The 19,613-nt window shown below is 62.0% G+C and carries 18 protein-coding genes; 6 read left to right on the forward strand and 12 right to left on the reverse strand.

Going from position 1 to position 19,613, the window contains the following annotated elements; translation table 11 throughout:
- Window positions 1-93: 93 nt before the first annotated feature.
- The 10 genes from A7W11_RS18745 to A7W11_RS18790 form a co-directional block, all read right to left on the reverse strand.
- Entirely contained in the window at window positions 94-1,233 is a 1,140-nt protein-coding gene (locus A7W11_RS18745) for a substrate-binding domain-containing protein (protein ID WP_218188616.1), read from the reverse strand.
- A 276-nt stretch (window positions 1,234-1,509) separates the two neighbouring features.
- Window positions 1,510-2,730 carry a type II secretion system inner membrane protein GspF gene (gene gspF, locus A7W11_RS18750; RefSeq protein ID WP_066417077.1) on the reverse strand — a complete coding sequence of 407 codons (1,221 nt, stop codon included), beginning with the start codon at window positions 2,728-2,730 and terminating at the stop codon, window positions 1,510-1,512.
- A 35-nt stretch (window positions 2,731-2,765) separates the two neighbouring features.
- Window positions 2,766-4,214: a type II secretion system ATPase GspE gene (gene gspE / locus A7W11_RS18755; RefSeq protein WP_066417080.1), complete on the reverse strand. Its 1,449-nt coding sequence runs from the start codon at window positions 4,212-4,214 to the stop codon at window positions 2,766-2,768.
- Window positions 4,211-7,090, reverse strand: coding sequence for a type II secretion system secretin GspD (gene gspD, locus A7W11_RS18760; RefSeq protein WP_082887366.1), 2,880 nt, complete (start codon window positions 7,088-7,090; stop codon window positions 4,211-4,213). Before gspD ends, gspE begins: the two co-directional genes overlap by 4 nt.
- Window positions 7,087-7,764 carry a type II secretion system protein GspM gene (gene gspM, locus A7W11_RS18765; protein WP_082887367.1) on the reverse strand — a complete coding sequence of 226 codons (678 nt, stop codon included), beginning with the start codon at window positions 7,762-7,764 and terminating at the stop codon, window positions 7,087-7,089. The genes gspD and gspM overlap by 4 nt, the downstream gene beginning before the upstream one ends.
- The gene (gene gspL / locus A7W11_RS18770; RefSeq protein WP_066417085.1) at window positions 7,761-8,981 is read right to left on the reverse strand and encodes a type II secretion system protein GspL; all 1,221 of its coding nucleotides are present in this window, start codon (window positions 8,979-8,981) and stop codon (window positions 7,761-7,763) included. Before gspL ends, gspM begins: the two co-directional genes overlap by 4 nt.
- A complete protein-coding gene (gspK, locus tag A7W11_RS18775) occupies window positions 8,978-9,973 on the reverse strand; it encodes a type II secretion system minor pseudopilin GspK (protein ID WP_066419220.1) in 996 nt (331 codons plus the stop codon). The genes gspL and gspK overlap by 4 nt, the downstream gene beginning before the upstream one ends.
- An 83-nt stretch (window positions 9,974-10,056) precedes the next feature.
- Window positions 10,057-10,506 carry a type II secretion system major pseudopilin GspG gene (gspG, locus tag A7W11_RS18780; RefSeq protein ID WP_066417086.1) on the reverse strand — a complete coding sequence of 150 codons (450 nt, stop codon included), beginning with the start codon at window positions 10,504-10,506 and terminating at the stop codon, window positions 10,057-10,059.
- Between the two features lie 517 nt (window positions 10,507-11,023).
- The gene (locus A7W11_RS18785; protein WP_066417088.1) at window positions 11,024-11,863 is read right to left on the reverse strand and encodes a hypothetical protein; all 840 of its coding nucleotides are present in this window, start codon (window positions 11,861-11,863) and stop codon (window positions 11,024-11,026) included.
- A 109-nt stretch (window positions 11,864-11,972) separates the two neighbouring features.
- On the reverse strand, window positions 11,973-12,638 hold the full coding sequence (locus A7W11_RS18790; protein WP_066417091.1) for a transposase: 666 nt from the start codon (window positions 12,636-12,638) through the stop codon (window positions 11,973-11,975).
- Between the two features lie 104 nt (window positions 12,639-12,742).
- Here A7W11_RS18790 and A7W11_RS18795 point away from each other — a divergent pair, with 104 nt between their 5' ends.
- Complete coding sequence (locus tag A7W11_RS18795; RefSeq protein ID WP_156523161.1) at window positions 12,743-13,267, forward strand: hypothetical protein; 525 nt, start codon at window positions 12,743-12,745, stop codon at window positions 13,265-13,267.
- On the opposite strand, the gene A7W11_RS29160 is transcribed toward A7W11_RS18795, so the two are convergent.
- Entirely contained in the window at window positions 13,251-13,559 is a 309-nt protein-coding gene (locus A7W11_RS29160) for a transcriptional regulator (RefSeq protein ID WP_066417095.1), read from the reverse strand. The two genes, A7W11_RS18795 and A7W11_RS29160, sit on opposite strands and share 17 nt — an antisense overlap.
- Before the next feature lie 93 nt (window positions 13,560-13,652).
- Here A7W11_RS29160 and A7W11_RS18805 point away from each other — a divergent pair, with 93 nt between their 5' ends.
- The 5 genes from A7W11_RS18805 (at window position 13,653) to A7W11_RS28465 (ending at window position 17,613) form a co-directional block, all read left to right on the forward strand.
- Window positions 13,653-14,252, forward strand: coding sequence for a helix-turn-helix domain-containing protein (locus A7W11_RS18805; protein WP_066417097.1), 600 nt, complete (start codon window positions 13,653-13,655; stop codon window positions 14,250-14,252).
- Window positions 14,253-14,972: 720 nt separating this feature from the next.
- Window positions 14,973-16,256 carry a DUF1173 family protein gene (locus A7W11_RS18810; protein ID WP_066419222.1) on the forward strand — a complete coding sequence of 428 codons (1,284 nt, stop codon included), beginning with the start codon at window positions 14,973-14,975 and terminating at the stop codon, window positions 16,254-16,256.
- A gap of 41 nt (window positions 16,257-16,297) precedes the next feature.
- On the forward strand, window positions 16,298-16,549 hold the full coding sequence (locus A7W11_RS18815) for a hypothetical protein (RefSeq protein ID WP_066417098.1): 252 nt from the start codon (window positions 16,298-16,300) through the stop codon (window positions 16,547-16,549).
- Window positions 16,550-16,667: 118 nt separating this feature from the next.
- On the forward strand, window positions 16,668-16,838 hold the full coding sequence (gene relB, locus A7W11_RS28530; protein ID WP_218188617.1) for a type II toxin-antitoxin system RelB family antitoxin: 171 nt from the start codon (window positions 16,668-16,670) through the stop codon (window positions 16,836-16,838).
- A 238-nt stretch (window positions 16,839-17,076) separates the two neighbouring features.
- Entirely contained in the window at window positions 17,077-17,613 is a 537-nt protein-coding gene (locus A7W11_RS28465; protein ID WP_066417100.1) for a hypothetical protein, read from the forward strand.
- 314 nt (window positions 17,614-17,927) lie between these two features.
- Here the strand turns inward: A7W11_RS28465 and A7W11_RS18825 are convergent, their stop codons facing one another.
- A complete protein-coding gene (locus tag A7W11_RS18825; protein WP_066417110.1) occupies window positions 17,928-19,154 on the reverse strand; it encodes a tyrosine-type recombinase/integrase in 1,227 nt (408 codons plus the stop codon).
- Window positions 19,155-19,613 lie beyond the last annotated feature (459 nt).

Consider the following 19,613-nt stretch of genomic DNA (forward strand, 5'->3'; position numbering starts at 1 on the left):
CATTCACAAAAACCCTAATCGCCCAAAACGGGCGATTAGGGTGAAAAAAAAGCGAGTTCGCTTTAGAGGCAAAACTCGCTTTACGTCACGGTATTAACCGCGACCCTTGTCGGCGCACGCGGTAGCGTTGCCCACAGCCAGGTTGCTGCTGGTGGTGATGAACGCATCGCGCACAGCGTTCTTCCAGCTCGGATCGAGCGCCACGAAGTCGTGAGCGACGATGGCGGCATCATTGTTGTTGGTCGTGTAGTGCTCGGTCAGGAAGCCGCGGATGGCAGCCGTGACGCCAGCATCTTGGTAGCACTGGCCGATGATCAGGCTGGTGAAACCGAAGATCGGATAGCCGCCAGCCGGCACTTCGCTGTAGTTGAAGTTGGGCGACCACGCTTCGGGATTCGCATAGTTGGCCACGGCGGGGGCTTCGGGAACGACGGTCAGCGCCAGTTCGAGCGGCAGTTGCTCGGGCAAGGCGCCGTCGACCTTGGCAACTTGGGCGTTATTCGACACCTGGACGTAGTCCGGGCTGACGTAGCCGATGCGATTCGCTGCCGCGTACGTGGCCGTAGCCACGCCGCCGCTACCCGAGGCGCCCACCCAACCCGCACGCACACCGCCCACCGGGGCAACGACGTTGGTGAAGGTGGTGGAGACGGCGAAGGGCTGAGAGCACTCCGACGCCAAGAAGCGCGCCAGCAGTTCGGTCGTACCGCTGCTGTCGGTGCGGTAGACGACGTTGATGTTGCCAGCGGCGCCCGGGCGGATCTGGTTCCAGGTCGTGATCTCGCCAGCGTAGATGCCGCACACTTGCTCGGTGGTCAGGTCCAGGTCCGAGATGGTGCCGTGGCGATAGGGCAGCGTCACCGGTGTGACGACGGTCGGGATCTGGATCAGCGGACCGAAATCTTCCTCGGTCGAATCTTCACCGTCGTTGTACTCGGCGTTGTACGTCGAGATCTGGCTGGACGACAGCCGCGCATCGCTGCCGGCGTAATGGATGGGGTCGCCGGCAATACCGCCGAACTCCGTCGCATCGTTGTTCAGGAACGCCCGCAGCCCGGCGCCGCTACCGACACCGGTGTACTCGAAGTTGCTGGGCAGGATGCCGTCGACCGGGTCTTTGTACAGCTCTTCGGGCAGCGTGGCACCGCCGCCGACCACGGCGGATTGGGCCGACGCTGCGCCGCTGGCCATGGCCAGACCCGCCACCATCACGGCGGCGGCGATTTTGCTCACTTGGAACGCTTTCATTGCGAAACTCCTTGACGAGATATAGGGGCCGGAATCGATCCGACTTTCACTGGGCAAAGGAACAAAACGGCGCGGCTAAGATCAGAAGATCCTGGGCAAGCCTGCCGCTTGGGTGGTCATCGGGTGATGACGTGCCTATGTTGCCCATTCAGCGTGACGTCAAAAAGTCGGGAATTACGCAACATTTCAGACCGAATTTCGCAAGTTTTGGGGGAAGGTTTACAGGTCGCCAATCCGCCGCTCAAATGCGCCGGCCGAGGCTTACATCACCATCTGGTTCATCTCGATGATAGGCAGCATGATGGCCAGCACGATGGTGAGCACTACCCCACCCATCACCAAAATCATCAGCGGCTCGAGCATCGCGGTCATGACCATGACGCGCTGTGCCACATGGCGGGATAAAGTTTCCGCAGTTCGTTGCAACATGGGCACCAATGTTCCTGATTTCTCCCCGTTGGCGACGTAGCGAACGAGCACGGGCGGGAAGGTCTTTCTTGTTTTATTTTGTAACCGCAGCGCCAGCCCCAGCGCAGCGCCTTCGCGCACCTGCGCAGTGACCGCCTCCACGCTCTGGCGCAACACTTCATTGCCCATCGTCTGGCGGGCGGCGGCCAGTGCATCGAGCAGCGACACCCCCGCATCGGTCAGAATCGCGAGGGTGGAGGCAAAGCGCGCCGTGTTCACCTCGAGCACCACCCGACCGAAGATAGGCAGCCGCAGCATGCGCGCGTGCCAGTTCAGCTTTGCTGTCGGATCCCTCAGCCACAGCCGCCACAACCAGAACGCTGCGGCCAGGCCACCCAGCGCGGCAAAGCCGTAGTCACGCAGAAAGCCGCTGAGCACCAGCATCACCTGCGTGATGAAAGGCAAGTCCTGGCGCGCCTGCGTAAACGCAGATACCACCTGCGGGACCACGTAGCCCAGCATGAAGACGACAATGCACACCGAGATCACCATCACGATGATGGGATAGATGAAAGCCGTCACGACCTTGGCGCGCAGCGCGTTGGCCGATTCGATGTAGTCGGCCAGGCGTTCCATGACCCGGGCCAACTCGCCCGATTTCTCACCCGCGTTGACCAGTGCCCGATAGACCTCGGGAAAATCGCGAGGCCGCGACGCCAAGGCTTTGGCGAAGGGTGTACCGCTGAGCACGTCTTCGAGCACGGCAGTAAATGCGTCGCGGGTGGGCTTTTTCTCGGCTTCCTCGATGACGCCACGCAGCGCGGCTTCCAGCGGCATGCTGGCCGCGAGCATGCTGGCCATTTCTCGGGTCGCCCAGGTCAGTTCGGCATTGGAGATCCGAGGCCCGAAACGGCCACCGCCAGCATGCTTGCCAGCACCGCGCTCGGCTACCGAGATCACGACCAGCCCGCGCTTGGTCAACTGGGCGCGGACGCTGCGCTCGCTGTCGGCGTCGATCGCGCCGCGCTCGATGCGCCCGTCCATGTCCGAGGCCTCAAACTGAAAAGACGCCATGCGTATATCCCCTTTTTCGGACTGAGATTGCGCGTTTAGGCATCGCGCGTCACGCGCACGATTTCCTCGGGCGCCGTCACGCCTGCCAGTACCCAGCGCTGGCCGTCCTCTCGCATGGTGTGCATGCCTTTGGCCGCGGCGGCGACACGCATGGCCTGCTCGTCCTGCCCCTCATGGATCAACCGGCGGATGTCGTCATCGACCACGAATAGCTCGTGGATGCCGGTGCGGCCGCTGTAGCCGGTATGGTTGCAGGCCTCGCACCCGACTGGCCGATACACGAGCTGGCCGTCCGGCGAGGTTTCGGCGCGCCGGCAGTGCGGACACAGTCGGCGTACCAGGCGCTGGGCCAGCACGCCGAGCAGTGAGGACGCGAGCAAGAACGGCTCGACGCCCATGTCGTTGAGCCGGGTGACCGCCGACACCGCATCGTTCGTGTGCAGCGTCGCCAAGACCAGGTGCCCCGTCAGCGAGGCTTGCACCGCGATCTGTGCGGTTTCCAGATCACGGATTTCGCCAATCATGATGACGTCCGGGTCTTGGCGCAGGATGGAGCGCAGCGCAGCGGCAAACGTCATGCCGATACGGCTATTGACCTGTGCCTGGCTCACGCCCGGCAAGTCGTATTCGATCGGGTCTTCGACCGTCAGGATGTTGTTGGTGCTGGCATCGAGCCGGCCCAGCGCCGCGTACAGCGTAGTGGTCTTGCCGCTGCCCGTCGGGCCCGTCACCAACACGATGCCGTGCGGCTGATGGATCAGGCGGTCCAGCGGTTGCAGCACTGAAGGGGCCATGCCCAGCTTTTCGAGGTTCAGGCGCCCCGCCTCCTTGTCCAGCAAGCGCAGCACTGCCCGCTCGCCATGCCCGGTGGGTAGCGTCGAGACGCGGATATCAATCGGGCGCCCGCCTACCCGAAGCGCAATCCGGCCGTCCTGCGGCAGACGCTTCTCGGCGATATCGAGAGTTGCCATGATCTTGATGCGCGAGATCAAGGCGGCGTGCAGCCCACGGTTGGGCGAGACGACATCGCGCAATGCCCCGTCCACCCGATAGCGCACGATGGAATGGGTTTCGAAGGGCTCGATGTGAATATCGCTGGCCCCATCGCGCGCGGCCTGGGTGAACAGCGCGTTGATCATGCGGATGACCGGAGCACCGTCCTGGGCGTCGAGCAGGTCCATAACCTCAGGGATGTCCTGCATGAGGCGATCCAGGTCCAGATCGCTTTCAGCCGCGCCAACGACGGCTGCGGCATCGCCCGCGTCGGAATAGCTGGCCGCCAGCAAAGCTTCCAGCTCGGCATCGGCGACGATCTCGACGCGGGCCACCTCGAATTGACGCTTGGCCTCGATGATGGCCCAACTGGGGGTGCTGTCGCTGATGGTGAGCACGGTTGCATCGTCAGCGGCGCGCAGGACCATACGGTGGGCGCGTGCCCAAGCGTAGGGCAGCGACAGGTGACGATCCGGTGCGGGCGCATTCATGGCTCGACAGCCAACTCGGGCTGGTACCCCAGTTCACGCAGCAGTTGGACGGCGGTATCGACGGCCTGCGGATCACGCGACACATCAGTGCGGACCACGTAGCCCATGCCGCCAGGTCCGACCATCGTATAGGCCTTCAGGCCACTGATCCGCGCGCGCTCGGCAATCGTTTCAGCGTCGGCTTGCGAAGACTCGTTGCCAAACTGCAAGACCGTCACGTTCGGTTTGGCTTGGCCATACAGCGTGCCTGGGTCGGTTGCGACGGCCAGCCCCTGCGGCAAGCGCGTGCGCACGATGTCTTCCTCACGGGGCTGTGTCTGCGACGGCACTTGATGCACTTGAGACTCGGACTGCATCGTGGGCGGCACCAGCTCGCGCGTCTTGTCCCAACTCTGGGGTCGCAGATCGTAGTCGGCATTGCCTCGCACGGCGGCCGGCACATCCGGGGGCGGCAGAATCGGCGCGTTCATGTCGGGAAGGGCCCAGTGCTGGCCGGGCTGCACACGCGCTTGCGCGCGTCGCATGAAGTCGTACCGATCTTGGGTCAGACCGCGGCCCGCTGCAGCGTTCCGAATAATGTACGGTCGCAGAAACACCATGAGATTAGTCTTGGTGCGCTGGCGCCGGTCGTACTGGAACAGCTTGCCCAGCAAAGGAATGTCGCCCAGTATCGGCACCGAATCGACACCGGTCGTCACGCTATCTTCAAGCAGGCCGCCGAGCACCATGATCTGCCCATCGTCCAGCAGCACGCTGGTCTCGATGGCGCGCTTGTTGGTCACGATACCGCCCGCATTGCTCGAGGCCGCAGAATCGATATTGGAGACCTCTTGGTAGATGTCGAGCTGAATGGTGCCGCCTTCGGACACCTGTGGCCGGATATTGAGCATGAGCCCGATATCTTCCCGCTCGATGGTCTGGAACGGGTTGTTGCTGCCTCCGCCACCGTCGGTCACGTACTGGCCAGAGATGAACGGCACGGTCTGGCCGACCATGATGCTGGCCTTTTCATTGTCCAGCGTCAGAAGATTGGGCGTGGACAAGATATTGGCGCCGCCGTCCGTTTGCAAGGCGCGCGCCAACAAGCGCAGGTTGGCAACCTCGCCGACACCGGGCAGGGTGATGGATCCGTTCATGATGCCCAGGTTCAGGCCGCCCGGCAGCGCATCGATCGTCGTGCTGGCGTTGGCATTGAAGCCCGTGCCATCGAAGTTGGCGCCGCCGAAAAAGCCGCGCCGCCCGCCCGTCATCCACTGGATGCCCAGTTCCGCCGCATTGCTCTCGGTGACCTCCACGATCAAGCTCTCGACCAGCACCTGCGCTCGCCTCTGGTCCAGCAAATCGATCATCTTGCGCAGGCCGCGGTAGACGGGCTCGGGTGCGGCGATCAGCAGTGTGTTGGTCGTAGCATCGGCCTGCACCGTCGCACCTCCGGCAGAGAACGCGGTCATGTCGCTGCCCGACGCGCCGGTTTGCGCCCCGCTCGCGCTACTGCCGGATGCCCCGCTCAGGCCGCTACCCGTGCGCGTTCCGCTGGACTGGCTACCGCTGTTGCTACTACCTTGCGAACCACTGGTATTACTGCCCGAACTAGAACGGTTGCCGCCGCCCGCACCGCCAATCCCCGAGTTCATTCCGCCGCCGCCCAGCGCAGCGCGAGCGGCTTGGTCGCCCGTGCCCATCTCCATGCCCAGGCCGCCCGATTCGCCCGTCAGCAGACCGCGCAGCACGTTGGACAAATGCAAGGCACGTGCATTGCGCAGGTACACCACATGGAGATTGCCGGGCTCGACCTGGGAGTCGTCCAGCTTCTCGATCAGTTCGCGGGCCAGACGGACCCGCTCAGGGCTGCTCGCGCGCACCACGACACTATTGCCACGCGGCTCGGCCACAACGACGATGCGCTGATTGGGATTGTTCCCCTCGCCTTCGAGCAAATCCGAGGCCATCGCGGCGATGTCCACGGCGATGCCGTTGCGCAGGCGGATGACATCGGTGTTTAGCGACGCGGGGGTATCGATCCTCGATATGATGCGCGCGATCCGATCAATGTTCTCAACGTAGTCGGTCACGACCACCGTATTGTTGTTGGGATAGGCCGTGACGGGGTTGTTGGGCGAGACCATCGGACGGATCACCTGAACCATCGCCTCGGCGCTTTCGTAGCTCAAGCGAAACGTGCGGGTAACCAGACCGCCCTGCCCGCCTGCTGCGGACGCTTCGGCGCCGGTCGTGTCTAATACCCGTCCGCCCTGCAGCTTGGCATCGGCCTCGGGCATGACCCGAGTCACTTCGCCGACTTCGACGATAGCGAACCCCTGCATGCGCAACGCGCCTTGCAGCATCTGGAGCGCCACCGCCGGCGTGACGGGCTGCTCGGAGACCAGTGTCAGCTCCCCTTTCACTCGCGGATCGACCAGGAAGTTGCGGCCGGTGAACCGTGCCAACACGCGAAGTACCGTCGGCAGATCAGCGCCCACGAAGTTCAGGCTTACCCGTTCGTCGTCGCTGGCTTGTGCGTTGGTTTGCGCGGTTGGCTGCCGGGCCGGTGTGGAAACCGAACCGGCAGCCGGCCCGCTTGCGGGACGCACGGCTGGGACCGAGGCGTTACGCCGGGGCGGCAAGGGCCGCGGCGCCTGCGGGGATGGCTGCGAGAGTGCGTTCGCACGCTCCTCGAGTTCGCGGCGTCGTTGTTCGTCTTCTACCGCGGCCGGCAACTGGCCGGCACGCGCGGCAGCGGCATTGATCAGGGGAGCACGCTCCGGTGCGCTCGGTGTCGAGTTTTGCGTTGCGCACCCGGCCAGCCCGAAGGATACCGCCAACCCCACCACTACGTTTCTCGCGTGCGGGCTGCGAAGGCGACGTTGGCTGCTCATCGTGTCGGTTCCTGGTTTGATGTGTCGGCCGGCGCAGGCGTCATGGCGGCGCCGAGCGTCAGGGTGGCATTGACCCGCCCCGCAGGCGGCGCGGGCAGGGAGAGATCTTGCGTGTCGTCGTTGGGATCGGGCTGCTCGATGCGCAGTTGGGTGATCTTGCCGCCTGTTTGCGGCAGCCCTCGCAACAGCCAGTCCATCAACGCCGTGGCGTCGACGTCCTCGACAGTGATCTGCCAAGCCGTAGCATCCTGTCCTTGCACCGGCGGCACTGCGGCCGCCAGCATGTAGGCACCTGCTAGCGGCGTGGCATCCAGGTTGTTTCGGATCGTCTTTTCATCGAGCCGGCCGGCTAACGTATCCGAGGCCTTGAAGGAAGCAGGTGGCTTGTCGGCCAGCACTGCCTCGAGCGCAGCCTGCTGCGAACGCAAGCGCGGCAATTCCGTCTTCCAGTGGGACAGTGCTGCGAGCGGAGGCGAAATCAGCAACATCCAGCACGCGACTGTCACGACAGTCACTACGCAGACGATCAGAAGGCTTCGTTCTCTCGGCGTATAGCCGCGCCATTGCGCGAGAAGCTGCGCATGCAGGCTGTTCAGCCTGGCTTGCGTCGCGGGAGAGAGCCTTATTGCGCGGCCGCGCGACAGACGCCAGCTATCGCGCAGCCAGGCTTTCATTGCCCGCCTTCCTCGGGCTCAGCGGGACGCACCACCCAGCCCTTGTCTCCTTCCTGCTGACCCCGCAGGCCAGCCTGCAAGATCGCTTCGGTCCAGTCCGGTTGCGATCCTTCTTTGGCGGGCGCAGCATCGGGTTCCAACTCAAGGTGCAATATGCCCGGCTCGTAACGCAGCGTCCGAATGTCGCCCGCCGCAAATCCTGCATGCTCGGCAAGAATGGCGACCATCCCGCCGAACTCCGCCCTGGCTGCATTCGTGACGGCTTGCTGTTGGGCGTCACGCAGTTGCCGGGCTTGCTGCAACGGGTTCAGGCCCGAGCCGGCGCCGGGGAACTCGGCACGCACTCGGTCAACCATCGCACGGTTGATCTCGCGTCCCTCCGAAGCCAGGACTGCGGCGTACAAGTTCAGCCCTAACAGCCAGACGGCAACCGCACCGACCCAGACGAGAGCCGGGCGTCGCCAAGCGCCAGCGGTGCCGGCGTCTCGATCGTCGGCGCGCAAGCATGCCCATGTTGGAATGCCCCCTGCCCACCCTTGGACGACGGGCATCATTGTCGCGGCTGCCGTGTGCTGCGCATTCCAGGCTTGGGGCAGTTCATGAACCCATGACACGTCACCTGGCTGATGGCGCGCCAACAAGCGGCTGATGGCCGCTTCGGTGCTTTCTTCCACGATTGGATGCACAAAGCCGGAGGTCCCTGTGCGCACAACGATGTACCCTTCGGCGTGCAGCCATGCCGTCCACGGCGATACCTGCCCGGCAACAGCGACAGCCGGCGCTGGCGCGGGGTGCGCGAGGCAGAATGGCGCCGGGACGAACACCGCCGGACCGAAACCCAATGCGAGAAGCCGCTTTGAGGCATCTCGCAGAACCTGTTCATTGGCCCAGACAACTGGCACCAGTCCGTTGGATAGGCGCGGCCCATGCGAGGCGACAACTGTCGCCCGGCCGGCCAGAACAAGGCCATCGATAACCCCGCCCATCGCCTGGCGCAGCTTGCTGGGGGGCAACGGAGGCATGCGCACCTCGGTAATGGTGGCGTCCGTGGGGTGCAAGATGGCCTGTAGCGATGTGCCCGGCCAGCGGCTCGCCAAGTCGGTCAACGTAGCTTGGCCGGCTTCAGCCGCGCCTCGCTTGTCAAAGCGCACGAAAGGAATGGCCGCCTGCGGGTCCAATGTGGCAAGCCGTGGCAGGAGCAAGCGCAGAATCGTCATACGCCCTCCCGCGACCAGACGACTGTGGGTTGCCCAGTGCGAGGACGCTCAAGCAAGGCCTGGTAGAGAATGCGTTGCGGGCCTGAGCGCGCGACGGCATGCAGCGAGAAATAGCTGCTTCGGACGGCGACTTGCGCGGTGCGGATCTGCAAGTCTTTCTGGTTTTGCCGCAGACGGTTGACAAGGTCGCCTCGAGAGACGAACCATTGGCCCTGGTCGCGGCTGCGCACCAGTTCACGGGCCGATTGCAGCGAGAGACCTTCAATGACCGCAGCCAAGACCTCGGGCGTAGCAGTATTGGCATTGACGAGCACCGGCGAAGGCAGCACCGTCACAAATGGCCGAAGGCGCTCGATCGCGCTGCGCTCCACACCGGGTACCTCGATCAAGTCGTCAATGCTGCGGATCATGGGCGCGCGCGCCACTGCGGGAAGGGCCAGGGCAGCAGCGCGACTAGGTTGCGCCTGGTTGCCCGCGGCGGTCTCGCCCGCAGATTCAGCCTCACCCTGGTTTTCTTCGCTAGCGCTGGGTTCGTTCTGGCTGAGCCTGGGCAACGCAATGAGCATGCGCCATACGATCCTGTCCGCCGTCTGAGCAGGCACGCCCAACTGAGCGCATAGGCGTTTGAAGGCATCGACCGCCGCAAGATCAACACCATTGGGACGGGCGAATGAGCGCAGATTGAATTTGCTTTGCTCGTCTTCAAGGCGCCCGGAATACAGCATTGCACCGCCCGCTTGTTCAGGCAGGCCAAAGCGCCAGTCCACCAACGGCTGCGCCCAGGCGGCATCGAGCCGCGTGACCGCGTTGGCGCTCGCGTCCTCCACCAGCACGCGTTGCGCCCACGCCAATCCGCTTTGAAGTACCCACCTTGCGTGTATGCGGGTCTGGTCGCTTTGGGCCGTGCGCAGTTGCGCCGACTGTTGGTGCAAGAGCTGGACGACGATGATGGTGACAGCAGCAACCACCAGCAGTGCGCTGACCACTGCCATGCCACGTTGGCGCGCCACGATCGCACTGGCCGGATGACAACGAGCGTCCCTGTCCTGGCCGCGGATCGTTTCGCACGTGGCCATCACAACAGCCAGGATCCGATGTCAGCGTCCAACCCGTCACCGCCAGGTTGGCTATCGGCACCAAACGACCAGACGTCGATCTCGCCGTTCACACCGGGATTTTGGTATTGGTAGGGGTTGCCCCATCCGTCCGAAGGCAAGCGCTCTAGGTATCGCTGCCAGTTGTTGGGACGCGGGCCGTTCTTGGGCTGCTCGATCAACGCTCCCAGCCCCTGCTCCGAGGAAGGATAGCGACCGTTGTCGAGCCGGTAGAGCTTGAGCGCCTGCATGATGGCCGCGATGTCCTGCCGTGCGGCCGTGACCCGCGCCTGATCTGGACGGCTCATGAGGTTGGGCACGACAAGGGCCGCAAGGATACCCATGATGACTACTACCACCATGATCTCGATGAGGCTGAAACCTGCTTGTCTGCCCTTGCGGCAATGGGGTGACCGTCGTTTCAAGTCCATACGCGGAAGGCTCGCTATTTAGAGGATTGCCTGTAGCGGACTTGCGATGATGGACGTGGGGTGTTTCAATGATGTGGTGAAAGATACGTAATTCTCGGCATAATCGTCGAACTACGCACTTTCTTCATGCAATCCACTGGCATTACCTTTTATTTACCAGCTACTCGCGGTCAGCCGGAAAAATGGCTGGCTTTACGGGTCAGTTGGGCGCAGAGGCAAGCCTGGCGCAGGTTTGGCTGAGCATGCTCGAGACATGTGTGCTTGATGCAACATTTGTTGCACTAACGCCCGAGCTGTCGCATGACGGTCATATAAAAGAAACGTGACCGAAGTAGCATAAAATTTGGACCCGCGGACTCAGTTTTCATGGGCGAGCATGGCGAGGGTGGGCACTCTTGCCAAGCTTGAGATATAGGATCACGAATACCGTCCGCGGGGTCCAAACTTTCCCACCAGCGACCGCACGGCGAGCGATAGAAGCCACGACCCGATCAGCCAGCAGGTCCGGGCGACGGCTTCATGTGGCGCTGACGATCTGGTGCATCCAGAACGCATCCCAAAGATCCGAGTAGGTCACGCACAGACGGCGCACACGGTCATAGTCCTCGGGCACCAAGGCCTGGGTCAGGACATGCCACAAATCATCCTCATGGTCATCGTCAGCGGCCTCCGAGTTCTGATCGGTACTGACCCCATGCACCCGGTAGTAGCCATCCGACACGTCTATGCCGAGCAAGGCAGTGGCGTCGCGTAGCGCGGGGGAGAACCAAATGACCTCCTGTTCCCCCACAGCCAGCAACGCGACGACGTCGATGTAGGTGGCGTAAGAGTCGGCCAGACATCGCCGGACCTCGCGGGCGAGCACGCTGGGCTCGTAGCTGGCGCGCTGTTTCGCTGTCACCCCGTAATTGTCCAGCACCTGCTCGAAGAGCGGATAGTGCGCCGCCAAGGGGCTTCCACGGTAGTACCCTTCTCCATCTAGGCCTGGCCGAAAACCGAACTCATCAAATACGTTCAGGGCAAGCAGAAAGCGCGGCGCAATCTTGGCTGCCGGCGCCAGTCGCGGCTCTAGCTGGCGGGCCTCCAACTGTGCAGCCAACAATGCATCCGTGAATATCTGAACAATCGCATGGCGGTACTCGAGGTGGATGCGAATCATCTGGTCCTTGCTAAACGCACCCGAAGTCAGCAACTCAAGGGCGCGATGGTTGCTGATGGGATGAGTGCGCACCTGCTCCCTCAACGCTGCCACAAACTGCGCATTTTCTTCCCATAGATCCGGCGACACGCTTGCACGCATAGCAGCCAAGGCTTGCTGGCGCGGCATGTTCAGATCCAATGCACTCAACGCAACCATCTTCTTGCCTCCTGCTGGTATGTTTGAATCGCGCAAACCATACAGATGACAAGCCGATTAAGACAGTGAATTATTCTTTGCTCAAAATACGTAAGATTGGAACCGACCTTTACTTGGACGGGCCATCGCCGTGACCTTTAAGTCGGTCGTGAGGTGCGCGCCAAGTCTCGATGAGGCTGAAGTTCAAGTGCATATCGTTGAGGGCGTCCGGGATGCAGGGAATAGCCAACTCCATCGCCTGGGCAAGCAGCGTCACAACCTCTCGATTGCGAAGAAGCAGACGCATCTCGCGCGCCATGAGGTCGCTATCCCAGACCGGATCTCCCATCGCCATCCCTACGAACCATCGGAACGTCATGTTGCTGACCAGGCTGTCACGCAAGACCCTGACAGTGGGCAACGAGTACAGCGCTTGCAGCAGCAGTCCTCGTACCAATGTCTGCGGCCCAATCCGTAGTCGATCACGCACGCACCGCGTTCGAAGTTGTCTCTGGTATCTCCTGAACAAGGGCTCGAGCGCATTGTTAATGGAGACCAGGGGATGGTGGTTCGGCACGAAGTCATCGATCTTCATGGCCTCCAACCAAGCGTCGTGAGGCACGACACATACGAACGGAAGCTTGTATCGGTCAATGAAGATCGGTCGCTTTCGCGCCAGCCGCATGATCTGTGACGTGTGACGATTTAGCTCGAGCATCGAATAGCGCCCAGCCAGCGGGTCGATGCCAGGGTCGCGCCCGGCTTTAAGTCTCTTACGTTTTCTCTGCTTGTCCACTTGCCGTTCCTCGCCGATATAGAGCGCGGCCCTGCCCTCAAGCCCTGCGCGGCGCCAGCCATCAACCTCACTACCCCGCTTAGAGATAAGCGCTGGCAGGCTGCTTGGCCGACCTATTGCGCCACCAGTGCGCCTACGGCTTGCTGATACCGATCAGCATTCCATTTAGTGATTCTATCACCATTCCTTTTGGTAAAACACCAAACGCTGCTGGACAATACGGCATGGACTCCGAGGACCGCGAAACACAAACGCGAAGAACCAAATTGCGGCAATGGATATTTGCCCACTTTCCGACCGTCACGGCCTTTGCCAGCCAGTACGGCCTGAACCAGGGTGAGATCTCGGGCCTGCTACGCAACAAATCGTTTGGACCCAAGCGTGCCAGGAGCCTGGAAAAGAAAGTCGGCATGCCTATTCGACACTTGGAGCTGGACGAACATGCCGATCCGGTTGCGCCCAGGGTGGCTTGGCCGTTCAAGCTGTCCACCTACGATGCTTATCAGAAGCTGTCCGCTGCCAAGCGTCGGGAATTGGATATTCGAATCGCCGAATTCATTGCGGGCGCGACACTGCCACCGAACAAGACCGTGACGAAGCGGGCTGCCCGCCCTACCGGCGGCGAGTAGCTGCGAGCCGAGCCTTCTGCTTTGCACCCAAACGAGGCAGATCGGGCCATATCGTCCAGTAATCGGTGGGCCGCATGTACCAACGCGGAATGCCCAGCATCCGCTCGAGCTTGGTGCAGTGCCGAGGGTCAATGGGGTGCTTGCTGCGCAGCATCTTATGCACGGCGCTCTGAGAGATACCGAGCACATTGGCAAGGGCAGCCTGCGTGCCGCCCGCCGCTTCCATTGCGTGGAGCAACCCCGGGTAGGAAGGCCCACGCGCCGTGTCGAGATCATCGTCTTTCTGGCCCATACGTCAGATGGTAGAACTTTAGTAATCACAGTTCAACGATAACCGCAAAAAGTTGCTAGCTCAGTTATCACCGTGGTTATAAAATGTCTGGATATGGACACTGAAAACCTCGGCAAACGGGTGCAGCAACGCCGCACCGAACTTGGCCTCACCGTGCGGCAGCTCAGCGAGCGCCTGGGCATCTCGGATACCGCGATCCGCAAGATCGAGAAGGGCAACGGCACTCGCTACGGCGCTGAGCTTGCGCAAGCACTGGGCGTCTCGGCTACTTGGCTGACGACGGGAGACCCCAACCAGGCCCCGATGCCAGTGCCGCCGTGCGGCGCCGATGCCGACGTTATTGAGCGGCGAGAGATGGGGCAGCGGGCACAGCGCCGCCGCAAAGAACTGAAGCTCACGCAGCGCGACTTGGCCGCCCGCCTGGGCGTCTCGAACCCCACCATCGTCAAGATCGAACAAGGCGGCAGGACACGCCACTTGGTCGAGCTGGCCAAAGCCCTGGAGGTGCCGCTCGCATGGCTCAAGACAGGCGACCCGAGCACAACCCGAAGCGAAGTGCCCCAGTCTGGCGGCTACTGGCCTTTTCATAGCGCACGCTTGGCCGACTACGAATCACTGCCACCGCACACGCGACGCGAACTCGACACCCGCCTGGCGGACATCATCGCCGGGGCAATGCTGGCAAACAGATAAGCCACGAAAGCCAGAAGCCCCAAGCAACGGCACACGCCAACCATGCCCCCACCGAAATAACTTACTTACAAACTTTGCTAACCAAAGTTCTTGACGGTTCGAAATTTTCCCGATACCTTTGGTTCCAACAGGTTCGGGTGCGAAACGTCTGTCCATGTGACAAGAACGGGGCAAGCCAGCCTGACGATCTTTAACCAGCGAATCACCAATTCGTCTCGCGTCCGCCGTGATGGCGCCGCGATAGGGGAGTAGCACGCCGCACAGCCCCGGACATTAAAGACAGCGGCAAGATCCAGCACACCAAGCAGCCGAGAGGCGGGTCGCGTGCAGAGCGCGACAGGTAGGCTGGTCTCACAGGGGATGGTCAAGCCCGCGTGTCCACCGAACACGTGGCGCCGCTGCCAAGCGTTGACCATCATGGCGCTTTCGTGCTCGCGTTCAGACTGCGAAAGCGCCAAGGCATCGTCGTCCAAGACCCGTCCCATGTGAGCGCCCCGGCTTGAGAAGCAGGTCTACTGTGGCGGGTAACAGATAGGCGACGATGGGCTCGGCGACCAACGAGCCTGCGCGGTGAAAGTCCGCCGAGGGCCGTCAGCATCGTGGCATCTTGCTGACGGCCCAATCGAAATGCACACATCCGAACCGGCGTTCCATGAGCGCTCCGGCCCGAATGTGTCCGTCGGCGCGCCTTACACTGGGGCGTTCCAGATAGAGAGCAACATGATGGACGGCAAGCTTTATCCAGCAGTCATCGAGCAGAAAGGTGGCACAAAAACCTATAGCGCGGCGTTCCAGCGCGGCAGCGAGTTCGCGCAGGGCTGGAAGAGCGTGCTTCAACAAAACTACGGCAAGGCAACCGTGACGTGCAGTTGCTCGGGCACTGGCAACAAGCGATTGTCGATACGATGCCGCGCGGACGCCGACACCTACCACCTAGCACGCTTCCCCGGCACAGGCCCGCACCACGCCACCGACTGCGTGTACTGGCATGCCGACCCAGCCAGTTCCGGCCTGGGCGCATATCAACAAGGCGTCGTACACGAGACCGACGACGGCGAATGGCGCATCCGGCTCCGACACGGACTGCAGCGCCGCACACCCGGCCAAGCCGACGATGAAGACGCGCCGGCCCAAGCGGCTCAGCCCTCTCCTGGCGGACGCGGAGCCAAGCAGCCCTCGATGAAACTGCTTGGCCTGCTGCACTTCGTCTGGACACAAGCGGGGTTTAATCGTTGGTCGCCAAAAATGGCTGGCAAACGGAACCTGGGCATCGTGCATCACCACCTACTCGATGCCTCGAACAGCATTCTGACGGGTCGGAACCGCCTCTCTCGTTTTTTGCTGGTTGCCACGCCCCAAGCCAACAGCGCCCAAGCCAAGCACAACCGCAGCACCGCCGAGGCGGCATCGAAGCAATCTCGTCGGCTGGTTGTCATCGCACCACTGGCGCGTCATCAGGAAAAGGCCGAGGGCGGCGCGACGTTGCCGATAGCAAGTTTTCATGGCATCCCCCACCTGGCAGTGACGCCGCTCATCTGGTCTGACCTGAACCAGCGCTTTGGCGCGGAACTGAACGCTTGGAGGAAGGGAGCCCGAACAATTGCAGTCTTTCAGACCGATGTCCCTGACCTTGTCAACGGCATCATGCGTGCCGCGGTGCTGGATATCGCATTGATGCGCGTGACCAGCGAGTGGATTCCCGTAGACTCGACCTATGAAGCACAGGCAGCCGACTGGTTGGTCGCGCAGGGGCGTCGCTTTGAGAAGCCATTGCGTTTCGACGCCGACAGCGAGCACACCTTCCCCGACTTCTGGCTGGCTGATGCGGGCCGGGACTTTCCAATGGAAGTGTGGGGCCGTAGCGACCCGGACTATTTGCGTCACCGGGCTGACAAGGTACAGTATTACGATGCTAAATACGACGTAGGCGGCTGGTGGTCCTGGGATGCATCTGTTGGGCAAGCGTTTCCTGCTTTGCCTGCGGTTTCGTCGCCTTATCGCTGAACGACCCGATCCCCGGGCGGGTCGACTGTGGGAGGCTGACCGTGCCTGCTCCGCACCCTGTCCGCGACCTGGCCAAGCCCTCGTCGCTCGAACCCATCCAAGAAGATCGCTGGGCCGCCTTCTGGCGCGTGGCCGCGCCCATCCTGATCGCGGCGTTCACCGTCTGGCTGCCACGACTGGCCTACGGCCTGTGGCGGTATCTTCTGTGGCCGGCGCTGAAGTTCATCTGGTGGTACGTCAGGCTGGTGTTCAACGTCACCGCCAGCATCTTCGGCGTGCCGCTGCGACTGTAATGGATTCCTGACCGCTGGCGCCCGCGCGGCGCCGCCGACCCTGTCGCCTCCAGGGATTCGCGATCATCCTCGCTCGGCACGCGAAAAGCCGTAGACCGGGGAAATCATCGAGAACGTTATGGGCAACGTGCGGCCCCCGATTGCCTCGGAGTTCGAGACCGAAGAGCAAGCAGCCAGCTATGACCGCTGGTTCCGAGCTGAAGTCGAAGCGGCGCTGCGCGAGGCAGACGCGCCCGACTTCACCGCATACGTGGATCTGACCCTTGTGGGACACCGCCCCACCCTTTGAGGGCGAAGCCAAACGCCGGCCTGTCCAATTGCCGAACCTGTCGGCGTGCGTGGTTGTGCGCATTCCCTTTCCCCTTCCCACCCGAGATGGCCGCAAGCTGCGCCAGGGCTATCTGCTGCCCGATAGGCGCTTGGCCCCGTTTTACAGACCGAGCAATGCGCATAAGCCGGCATCCGCTTGAGGAAGCCGCCGGCTGGCTGCCTTGGTCAGGGCGGAGTATTCCGACAAGGAGTGACCCATGACCGAGTTCGACCATATCGTTGCCAAGGTTCTCGACGCTGCCCACGGCGGCTGGAATGCGCAGTCTATCGGCGAGAAGCTGATGGCCGCGCTGGTACTGAACCGGCACGACTGGCTCAATGACATGGGCTACACCATTCCCCAGGCCTTGGACAGGGTTGGGGCGTCCTGGGTAGCAGTCATCGCTGTCGTCGCGTCGGCGGTTGCCGAACATGAACGCCTGGCGGCCGAAGCCAAGACCTTGGCGCGTACTTATGCTCTGCTGACTGCCGACCCGCCTGGCGGCGAATTCGAAGCGGCAGCAAGCATGGTGGCTTATAGCAATGCTACCGGCTACCGCGATGCCACCCTCACGATGGACGTGCAGCCTTACGGCTCCCAAAGGCATTTCCGATGCCGGCTACAGATCAATGCCAAAGACAGTGAGCAGTTGGCGACAAACCTACTGGCCACACATCGCCTGGCATGGCTTCCTGGTCGGCGGCCGTTAGATGCCAAGGAAAACGAGCTACTGCCGGACTGGATCAAGCTCTGACCGCTAACGAATCCACAACGGAGTTGGTCACCGACGCCATCGTTGCTCAAGGCGATAGGCGGCTAGTTTTTGAATGATAAGCAGCAGGGCCACTTTGTGCCGCTGCCGGCCACGACCAGGGGTGGTCAACCTTCTTGGAGGTTCAAATGACGGAGTACGCGATCCCGCCCATTGCTTCCCATACCAGCGTGCAGGCCCCGCTCGAGGATCGCATCATCTGGCGGCCGGACTTGCAGCAAAAATTCGATGTCTCCTCCAATACCGTCCGGCGGTGGATCCTCGAAGGGAAACTGCCTCCGCCGGACGTAGACCTATCACGCAAGACGAAGGGCTGGCGACTGTCCACCCTGCTCAACGCCGGCATCAGGCTTGCATGAATCGAGCCAGTTCGCCCAGTCCTGCAGCAATTCCCGCCGCTGTGGCAAATACGCGGCCCGGTTGTAGGCAGCGCGCACCGGATCGTGTGGCACGTGGGACAACTGGCGTTCGATCGCGTCGGGGTTATAGCCACGCTCGTTGGCCCAGGTGGATGCGACACTGCGCCAGCCGTGGCCGGTCATGCGGCCTTTATACCCAATCCGGTACATCAGGAACAGAATTGTGTTCTCGGACATAGGCCTGTCGAGCCGTGTCTCGTGCGGAAAAACATAGACGCTGCCGCGACTGCGCTGGCGCAACTGAGCCAGGCAGGCAAGCGCTTGCTTGCTCAACGGCACCAGATGGTACTCGCCGCGCTTCATGTTGTCCGCTGGCACTCGCCACAAGGCTTGTTCCCACTCCAACTCGTCCCACTTCATCATCCGCAGTTCTTTGGTGCGCGTCCAAGTCAGTGCGAGCATTTCGCATGCGATAACGCTCAACAGGCTGGGATTCTCCAACGCAAGCCGCGCCATGAACTCAGGGATATCGCGCTGCTCCAGCGCGGCCATATGCTGAGCTTTCCTGCGACGAAATGCCTTGCGCGGGTTGATCTGGTTCGCTGGGTTGCTGGCGACTTTGCCCTGCTCCAGCAGATGCTCGAATACTTGGGATACCCACATCCGGGTCTTTCGCACGTAGTCGAGCAGACCGGCTGCGTCCATAACGTTGAGCGCATCCAACAGATCTTGCTTGGTGAGGGTGCGGACATCGCGCTGACCCAGTTGGGGGACCAAATGCTGCTGGATGGCGTTCTTCGCGTTGGCGCGATAGCTTTCGGAGATATCCTGCCGGCCATCCCAAAAATCCTCCGACGCTTTGGCGAACGTCAGCACCACTTCGGGCTCTTTCAGCTTGGCCTTTTCCGCGCCTGGGTCTCGACCTTGGCGCAAGATAGCCTTGGCCTCGTCACGTTGGGCGCGAGCCTGCGCGAGCGTCACCTCCGGGTACAGCCCGAAAGTCATGGTCTTGGAGGATAGGTTGAAACGGTAGGCGAGTCGCCAACTCTTGGCGCCGCTGGGGGTGATGAAGAGGTAAAGCCCGCCGCCGTCGAAAAGCTTGCGAGGCTTCGCATCAGGCCGCGCAGCGCGGCATTGCGTGTCGCTGAGGGTATTTGTAGGCATCGCTGCCTCCGTTTTGCGCGGATGCCTACACCGATACCTACATACCAACCAGGTGCCACCGATCGCTACCGTTGCTATTAGTTCGGCATTGAGGCTAAAAACCCACGCAGAATCAATAACTTAGCAGAGATTCCTGGTGGTTTCCAGCCTCTACCGGACGGTAGAGTTTGGGGTAACTGGCGGACAGAGGGTCACCAGAACAATGCTCCATAAGCCGCTTAAATCCGTGCTTTTATAAGTACTGAACCTTCAATTACCAGCTTTCTTACCAGCAGTCTCTGCACGTAAGCTGTATCGAGCAATCGACGCTCCGTAGGAATGCCGAACGAGCATCCGAATCGCCAATTGCGTCGGTAGTGCGTCGTTGTGCGTCACCCGGCAAGGCCCGACATCGCCCCGCAGAGCCGCACCAGCCCTGGCGGCGTAGGGGTGATGCAGGGTGAGTCTTTTCCCGCACAT

The sequence above is a fragment of the Bordetella ansorpii genome (assembly GCF_900078315.1).
GTDB classification, from domain to species: Bacteria; Pseudomonadota; Gammaproteobacteria; order Burkholderiales; family Burkholderiaceae_B; genus Bordetella; species Bordetella ansorpii.